This is a genomic window from Undibacterium sp. GW821-FHT11B02 (assembly GCF_058808955.1).
Map to the genome: position 1 here is coordinate 315,380 of NZ_JBXASD010000009.1, position 7,483 is coordinate 322,862.

Genomic DNA, 7,483 nt, shown 5'->3' on the forward strand with positions numbered 1-7,483 from the left:
GGGAGTAGCTCAGTTGGTAGAGCGCAACCTTGCCAAGGTTGAGGTCGAGAGTTCGAGACTCTTCTCCCGCTCCAAAATGGCGTAGTACCTGAAGTATCAGCAATACAATGCGGGAGTAGCTCAGTTGGTAGAGCGCAACCTTGCCAAGGTTGAGGTCGAGAGTTCGAGACTCTTCTCCCGCTCCAGATTCTGAAGGGAAGCACGGCTTCCCTTTTTTATTCAAGTTGCACCGCATTTCAGCGATAATAGCGCGTGATGAAAATCACCCAATTGTTGAGATAGCACCCCTGGCGGGGTAGCAAAGTGGTTATGCAGCGGCCTGCAAAGCCGTAGACGCCGGTTCGATCCCGACCCCCGCCTCCAAATATAAAAAAGCGCTTTAGAGCGCTTTTTTTTCAGAACTGACATTAGCCATTCGCTAATGTATAGTTGTAGTAGTGGGCCCGAGTGGTGAAATAGGTAGACACATCGGACTTAAAATCCGCCGCTTTCCGTAAAAGGGGCGTGCCGGTTCGATTCCGGCCTCGGGCACCACGTACTTTCCTCTATAGTCGTCACTGACATTTTGCGGTTGTTTTTTTGCAAAATGGAGCTATTGTGCGCAAAGTTCCTTTTGACGACATTAGTTTTGCCGTTGTCAGCAAATTATTCGCATCTTAAATTTAGATAAAAATAAATGAAAAAACTTTCAAGACTTGTTTGTTTGTGGATTGTCGCTACCTTTCTTTTCCTAAGCACCTTTTTGATCGGCACTTCAGCAATGGGGCAAACTCCCGGTAACAGCACTGAAGTTGTGTCTGAAAAGTTAAAGGTTCAATTATTTACTGATCCGAGTCCCGATATCTCTACAACCCGACGCGTCGGTGACAATCTAGTTCGTTTTGGCGCAATTCGAGACTCGACAAAGACCATACCCAAAGGGACTATTAAACTGCTTGAGCCTGCAAGTTCCACTTGGGGTTTTTTGGAAATGTTTCGTAAAGTATCAGCGCTTCCTGGACTTACTGGAATGTTGACTAAGTGGGGAGATGCTGGATATCCAATGATTTGCGTTAATCCAGCAGGGCAGTATGAGACAGACCTTGGAAAAATGTCAGGCTGTTTTGTCGATACAGACAACGACGGAAAATTTGATGTGTCGGTGTACCCAACATACAATATTCGGCACAAGATGGATGCTCCGGCTGCCTATGAACTTGTTACAGAGACAAAGACGATAGAGACGCGATCGATTGAAGAATTTGATTATGTCACAGAGATGCTATACCAAGGCGTATCGAAGGGCGAAATTCGTATCTCCTATCGTGAATTTAAGGGTGGCCTTGCTCGTCCGGCATTCACGCAAGATTTAACTTACGAAATCGATCCTGATGGTACTTCCGTAATCGTATTTCGTGATGTGAAGTTGAAGGTTTTGAAGGCTAATCGAGAAGAAATTACCTATTTATTAGTTAAGCCAAACTTTGAACAAAAATAGCTATTGAATTAATGATCAATTCGGTCAGCATAAGTATGACTTGCACCAGGAACTCCAATGAATGCTGTACAATGAAATATATTGCCAGTGCATAATTAAGGCCGTGAGAGACGCACATCGTTTGTGCTTAAGATGGCCTTATTCAATAAAGCAAAGTATGAGTTCATGTCATCTGTGCTATCTAATGAGAAAACGGTAGCATGATTTTCAAGTAAATTAATAGACTGTAGGGCCGCTAGTCTGTTCATGCCTCCAACAACCACATAAGTCTCTGTTTCATTTCCAAGGTGTTCCTTCGCAGCGGATAAAATCAAAGTTTTTGCTTGCGCCTCAATTGACTTTTGGCGGGCACTAAAACGACTGACGTCGAAATCAATAGTTTCTGTGATGTGCATTACACCATTTTTCAACGCAAACTCCGCAAAAAGCCCTTGATCTTCTGCTATGGGAAACCTCTCAACAATTTTATGATTGTCTATTTCATCAACTTTTTTTGCAAGTAATTGCATTGATTTAAACTGATTTCTCAAGCGAGTTTTCAGGCGACTTTGGACGATTCCGCGATTTTCTAAATTTTTGTTAGTTTTAGGAGGCTCTACTAGGCGTGAAAGCAGCCAATTAATTTCTTGTTTGTATTCTTTTTCACTATTGGCGCAAAACTGACCTACAAAATTTTGCAGGCCAGGGGATTTCCCAAATCGCTTCAAGATGGCACTTGCTTCAGTAAATGTTTGAGCATCTTTGATAAGTGAAAGAGTTATTTCTGTTATATTTTTTAGACCATGTGGAGGGAAGTTGGGATTTATCGCAATTACTTTCGATAAATCTCGCAAGACACAAATGTCCCATTTACCTTCAAAGCGAACTAAAATACCAATATTTATCACCTCAAGGCGATCTAGTGTTGGAAAGGTCTCTATGACGCAATAATTTGCAATTTTTCTCATGGCAAGCAATTTTTCGCCTCTTGTCCGCGAATAATTCTATCTGCACTTGTCCACCATTGAATCATCGTTTGTTGGTCTGTATCCGACATCCATTCTTTGGGCATTTGCTTCAATATATTTGCCATGCAATCTGCAGGTAAAGCATTCCAACGATCAATAAGTTTCTCAGCTTCGTCTTTTTTAAATGGATGAATTGAAGACCAAACAGGGAAATCCTTCAAGGTATTTTCGTTTGCGGGCATAGGTAACTTTGGCATTGGCCAGCTCTTGAAGTTCAACGCTCGGCTAAAATCAATTAACTCGACTAAGATTTCTTTGTTCACTCTAAGGTAAAGATAGTTGTTAATGTGTCTGTCGATATTATGAGCGGTAAAATCAAATCCAAGTGTTGCACTGAAAATATGCTGATTTGAAACGTCTTTAAGTGCAGTAAAAAAATTCTCGGTACCACCTTCCCATTTTGATCCAAATAGGATGTCCGTTCTGCCTTCGATCGTTACACTAGCGCACTTTGCAACTGGAAGCTGACAATAATCGGCAAGATATGTACATATCCACTCACGGGCAGGTAGCTCGGGTTCATCCAGCATACTTTTGCAAAGATAAGGAAATCCGGTATTATCGCTAAAGGCAATGCAATCAGCATCAGCAGTGTTAGGTGGAGGCATTGTTCTTGTACAGTGCACGCTCAATAAATTGCGTTGATAATTATGCATTGCTACCTCTCAAATATTTATGCGTAGTTGGAAATCAACGGACTTACGTATAGTATCTTTTTTGTTGCAAAAAATGTTTTATAATTTACTTTTAAATAAGTAAATGTCCACCAGTCCGACTTCTAGTATGTGTTGGAAATCTCTCTAGGGTCGGTTTCAATCACGCCAATGATTCAGTGGTAGTTGAGTAACGGACAAACTGAAAAAATGTTTATATTAAATGTCGCAAGTGCGATATTTAATAGCGTATTTAGTTATTAAAGATATTTTTTGCGATGCAGCTAATGTTGCGTGTCTCGCATAAATTTATAATTTGTGACGATAGCCCCCACAAGGAGTCACTGTGTCCTTATCATCAGCTTCCACGGCTGCAGCGGCAAGTTCTGCAGCTTCAATGTCTGAATCCGCAATGAAGTCGGTATTTGATCTCGCTGTATGGTCGACGATCCCGAGCATTCTCTGGGCACTGATAGCAGTAGGTGTTCTAACCTACTTTCGCAATCACATCTCAGATCTTTTGTCTGCCCTAATTGTTCGAGTCAGAGACGGTGCTATCCTGAAGGTGGGCGGACTTGAAATTGGCAGCGCATCGGGTTTGGTTGCCATTCCAGGCAACTTCTCCAAGGAAGACAGTAGAGTTGGTGTATATCAAGATGACAAGAGTCGCGAGGATCAGAGGCACCAATTCTACAAAGATTCGCGAGGTGCCATGTTGGTGCACCGGCTGCAAAAGTCCAGCCAAGACGGCCAACTCTACGACATACTGATCTACGTAGTTCCGCACAAAACTAGCTTCGCTGGCCTAGTTACTGTCGAGTATTTCTTTGGAAGTTTTTGGGGAAACAAGGTATATCCCTCGCATGATAGGAGCCGAGGGTTCCCGGTAGTTGCATCAGCCTATGGTTCGTTTCTTTGCACTGCAAAGTTGATATTCAACGACGGCACGTCAACCATTGTCTATAGGTATATCGACTTTGAGATGGGCAATGCAGTTCAGCGTCCGCCGAGTGCGGGCTAACCTGTCGTTCAAGTGGCGGGCCACTAGGCCTGAGCCATTGGTACGCAATGTATTTTAGCGCAGTAGCGCGGTATCACTTATCGCATGGCCACTCGAGTATGCATGTTGTAGTCCGCATAACTTCAATGCACAAAACCCATCGATTCTTTGATGGGTTTTCTACTTTGGGAGGAAGAAAGGATGGGTGACATGTTAATCTAATAATTAACCTTTGTTCCTTAGTACAATTAGCCAGCACCAGCCGGTTCCGAATTTTATAATCGGCGTTTAATAGTTGTTATTAATTTACTATTGCAGGTAATGGTATGAAATTTCGTCTCATTTTGCTTGTGATGTTGCTTTTGCCTCTTTCGCTGTTTGCACAGGTGCGTCCGCCTATCATTGACGTACATTTGCATGCGATGGGTGCAGCTGATCAAGGGCCACCGCCCTTGGGTATGTGTACTCCTATCGCCAATTTCCCCGCATGGGATCCTGCTAAGTCGTCTTATGCAGACGTGTTTATGGAGATGTTCAAAAAACCGCCATGTAAAGATCCGGTCTGGTCGCCTTTGACAGATAAGGCGCTGATGGACGAGACCATTGCAGCGATGGAAAAATTGAACATCGTTGGTGTGTTGAGCGGATATCCAAAGCGTGTGGCGACATGGCGCAAGGCTGCGCCGGGCAGATTCATTCCTGGGCTTGAGTTTCAGCTTGGCGTATCTAAAGTTTCACCGGAAGACATGCGTACGCTTAACAAGGAGGGGCGGCTCGCGGTGCTGGCTGAGATCACCAACCAATATGCAGGTATAGCGCCCGACGATCCACGCATGGAACCGTATTGGGCGCTGGCGGAAGAGTTGGATATTCCCGCTGGTATTCATATCGGCACTGGTCCACCGGGTGTTATCTACCTCGGTAGCGTCAACTATCGCGCACGACTACATAGTGCCTTGACGATTGAAGAAGTTCTGGTGCGACATCCAAAACTGCGCGTCTACATCATGCACGCTGGCTACCCGAAACTTGACGACATGTTGGCAGTTCTTTACGCACATCCACAAGTCTATGTCGATGTTGGTGTCATCGTTTATACCCAGCCGCCCGCAGCCTTTTATGCTTACTTGCAGGCGATCGTCAATGCAGGTTTTGGCAAACGCATCATGTTCGGATCTGACCAAATGGTGTGGCCTGGTGTGATTGAGCGCTCGGTTAAGGTGATTGAAGACGCGCCGTTCCTGAATACTGACCAAAAAAGGGATATCTTGTACAACAATGCGGCACGGTTTTTGAGATTGAGTCCAGAAGAGATGGCTCGCCATCAAAAAATGGGGGAGCCATAACTAGAACTCATCCTTATTGATGAAATGAGTTCTGGATTTTTATACTCTCGGTGAGCATTTGCATTGCAGAGACATTGGCGCGATAAAAAATATTCTGTTTCCCGTGACAAGTGAAACGGGCGCGCCGTTTATTCAGGCTTTGGCGCGATCACTGCATATGCAAGTTAACTTGCTCTTAAACGTATTTATTGCGCCAAATGGTAAAAATATATAGTCGAGAATGCTCAAGATCATGAGTCATTTTTTTGTAAGCCACTTATCCCTATCACGGACTCACTATCGCCACACTGGAAGGCGTCGTCAAAGGCCGCGCCTGCAATGGGCGGGCGTTGGAAACGCCGTTCAATGAAGTAAGGCTGTTGACGATGGAGTTCCAGTCGGCGGAATGTATTCGTACAGTGTCACGTAGAACGAAAAAGAATATCGGTGAATCGCGGACGGAGAGTTAGTGATCTGCAATAGTGAAATGTCGAGAGAAGCACAAGCTAATTTTGAGAGGTGCCGCTTATTTGTGCGAGACAGCAATTTTTTGACTTATAAATTTATTTCCCATACCTGTACTCATTTCATTTTGTGGGTTCGCTTTGTTAGTGCTTTCAATAGACAGCTGTGACAGGTTATTTTTGCCAGCCAGCTGGTTTTTTTTCCAATCTCGTAATCGCAAATTTGGTGTGAGAATTCCGATTTCGCTGTCATTTCCTTGAAATAACCCTGTTCGCATTTGAGTCGACCCGCCAACATGACCAGTAGTTGTTGGAATCGCAGTTGCCAACATTGGGGTAGCACTATCTGGCAAAACGCTATTTGTATTGTCAATAGGTTTAAGAGTGGAGCCGCCCACTCCTCCGGTCGATGGCAATGATGTGGGAATAAAAGCCGCAGCTACAGTCGTTCCGGGGATTGGTGCACTACTACCTTCCAGTGGTGCCTCAGCGTTCATGCTGGACGAGGCTGCTGTTTGTACCTTGGTTGCATCTGTAGGTTCAGTTAATTTCTTGGCGTTGTCAGTTACTTGTTGAGCATGTTGAGTACTGTTGGATGATCCAACGCTTGGCGTGGCAGATGGTAGCAGGATTGGAGGAGCGATAGGTTCTTGTTCCGGCTGCTTGCTGCAACCGAAAAGTTCTATGGACAATATAAACCCTGGGATTAATTTGTGAATGTTCATATTAATTCTGAGTCGGCTTGATTGGAGTTTGGCTTGCTGAAAGAGCAGCGCAAACTGTTGCCTTAGTACTTGGGTCAATGTAATAAGCGGCAGATGAATACTCGCCAAAATTATCTTTTGAACTGACTACAAAACAAACAACTGCTGCACCACAAACCATGGCCACTAGCCCCGGTGATGCTGTTGCAATGGACGCTTTGACCCCAGCACCTTCAACCCCAAAAGTATGCGTCCCAGGCGATGTAGATTCATTTGATCTATCTTTCTTTCCTGAGTCCTCATTCAACGAGTTTCTATACTTGGTCGGCACACTAGACTTCATAATTGCATAAGAGGTCGCCATTCCTGCCAACATAATTGCCAGCCCTCCAAGAATTGCGAGGCTTCGTTTGAACAGGCTCGAATTGATTTGCATTGTGGCAATCCAATAGCTATCGCGACTACATTGCGGTTGACCTAGCAGTGCTGCAGTTTGAAACCACCAAAGTTCATAAATTACCCAAGCAGATATTGCAAATGCAAAGAATGTAACCAAAAGCGCCCCCAAGATTATTAACTGTTTTGAGTGATCCTGTTCAGCTTCCATGTCTGTTCCAAGAGTGGGGGTGCTTCTGGTTATAGTGGAAGAATTGAGGATGTTAAATTACAATTTAGTAATGAGTAATCTGATTGTCAATAAGATATTATTAAAATTGAAAAAATATAGAAATGATGGCCTTAAATGTGCAAGTAGTGAAATTCAACAACATGAGAAGTGAGCTTCCCTCGGTAATTAGTTCACCATCAGGTGAATGTCATGCAGCCAGATTCTCTTGAATTTGTTTCTTCATCC

The 7,483-nt window shown here is 44.0% G+C and carries 7 protein-coding genes and 3 tRNA genes; 6 read left to right on the plus strand and 4 right to left on the minus strand.

Translation table 11 applies throughout. The annotated features are described in order from the left end of the window. Positions 1-109 precede the first annotated feature (109 nt). The 4 genes from AC1RVX_RS20585 to AC1RVX_RS20600 all read left to right on the plus strand — a co-directional run bounded on the left by AC1RVX_RS20585 (position 110) and on the right by AC1RVX_RS20600 (position 1,477). Positions 110-185, plus strand: a tRNA-Gly gene (locus tag AC1RVX_RS20585). Between the two features lie 104 nt (positions 186-289). Further along, positions 290-363: transfer RNA gene (locus tag AC1RVX_RS20590), tRNA-Cys, on the plus strand. A 78-nt stretch (positions 364-441) separates the two neighbouring features. Beyond that, positions 442-534, plus strand: a tRNA-Leu gene (locus tag AC1RVX_RS20595). 142 nt (positions 535-676) lie between these two features. Then, the gene (locus tag AC1RVX_RS20600; protein ID WP_493218469.1) at positions 677-1,477 is read left to right on the plus strand and encodes a hypothetical protein; all 801 of its coding nucleotides are present in this window, start codon (positions 677-679) and stop codon (positions 1,475-1,477) included. A gap of 95 nt (positions 1,478-1,572) precedes the next feature. Here the strand turns inward: AC1RVX_RS20600 and AC1RVX_RS20605 are convergent, their stop codons facing one another. Then, complete coding sequence (locus AC1RVX_RS20605) at positions 1,573-2,424, minus strand: hypothetical protein (RefSeq protein WP_493218470.1); 852 nt, start codon at positions 2,422-2,424, stop codon at positions 1,573-1,575. Then, positions 2,421-3,140, minus strand: a complete 720-nt coding sequence (locus AC1RVX_RS20610) for a hypothetical protein (protein ID WP_493218471.1) — start codon at positions 3,138-3,140, stop codon at positions 2,421-2,423. Before AC1RVX_RS20610 ends, AC1RVX_RS20605 begins: the two co-directional genes overlap by 4 nt. A gap of 394 nt (positions 3,141-3,534) precedes the next feature. Here AC1RVX_RS20610 and AC1RVX_RS20615 point away from each other — a divergent pair, with 394 nt between their 5' ends. Both AC1RVX_RS20615 and AC1RVX_RS20620 read left to right on the plus strand, forming a co-directional pair. After that, entirely contained in the window at positions 3,535-4,158 is a 624-nt protein-coding gene (locus tag AC1RVX_RS20615; protein WP_493218472.1) for a pYEATS domain-containing protein, read from the plus strand. A gap of 305 nt (positions 4,159-4,463) precedes the next feature. Further along, positions 4,464-5,483: an amidohydrolase family protein gene (locus tag AC1RVX_RS20620; RefSeq protein ID WP_493218473.1), complete on the plus strand. Its 1,020-nt coding sequence runs from the start codon at positions 4,464-4,466 to the stop codon at positions 5,481-5,483. A 505-nt stretch (positions 5,484-5,988) separates the two neighbouring features. On the opposite strand, the gene AC1RVX_RS20625 is transcribed toward AC1RVX_RS20620, so the two are convergent. After that, positions 5,989-6,651 carry a hypothetical protein gene (locus tag AC1RVX_RS20625; RefSeq protein ID WP_493218474.1) on the minus strand — a complete coding sequence of 221 codons (663 nt, stop codon included), beginning with the start codon at positions 6,649-6,651 and terminating at the stop codon, positions 5,989-5,991. A 1-nt stretch (position 6,652) separates the two neighbouring features. Beyond that, complete coding sequence (locus AC1RVX_RS20630; RefSeq protein ID WP_493218475.1) at positions 6,653-7,237, minus strand: hypothetical protein; 585 nt, start codon at positions 7,235-7,237, stop codon at positions 6,653-6,655. Positions 7,238-7,483: the final 246 nt, after the last annotated feature.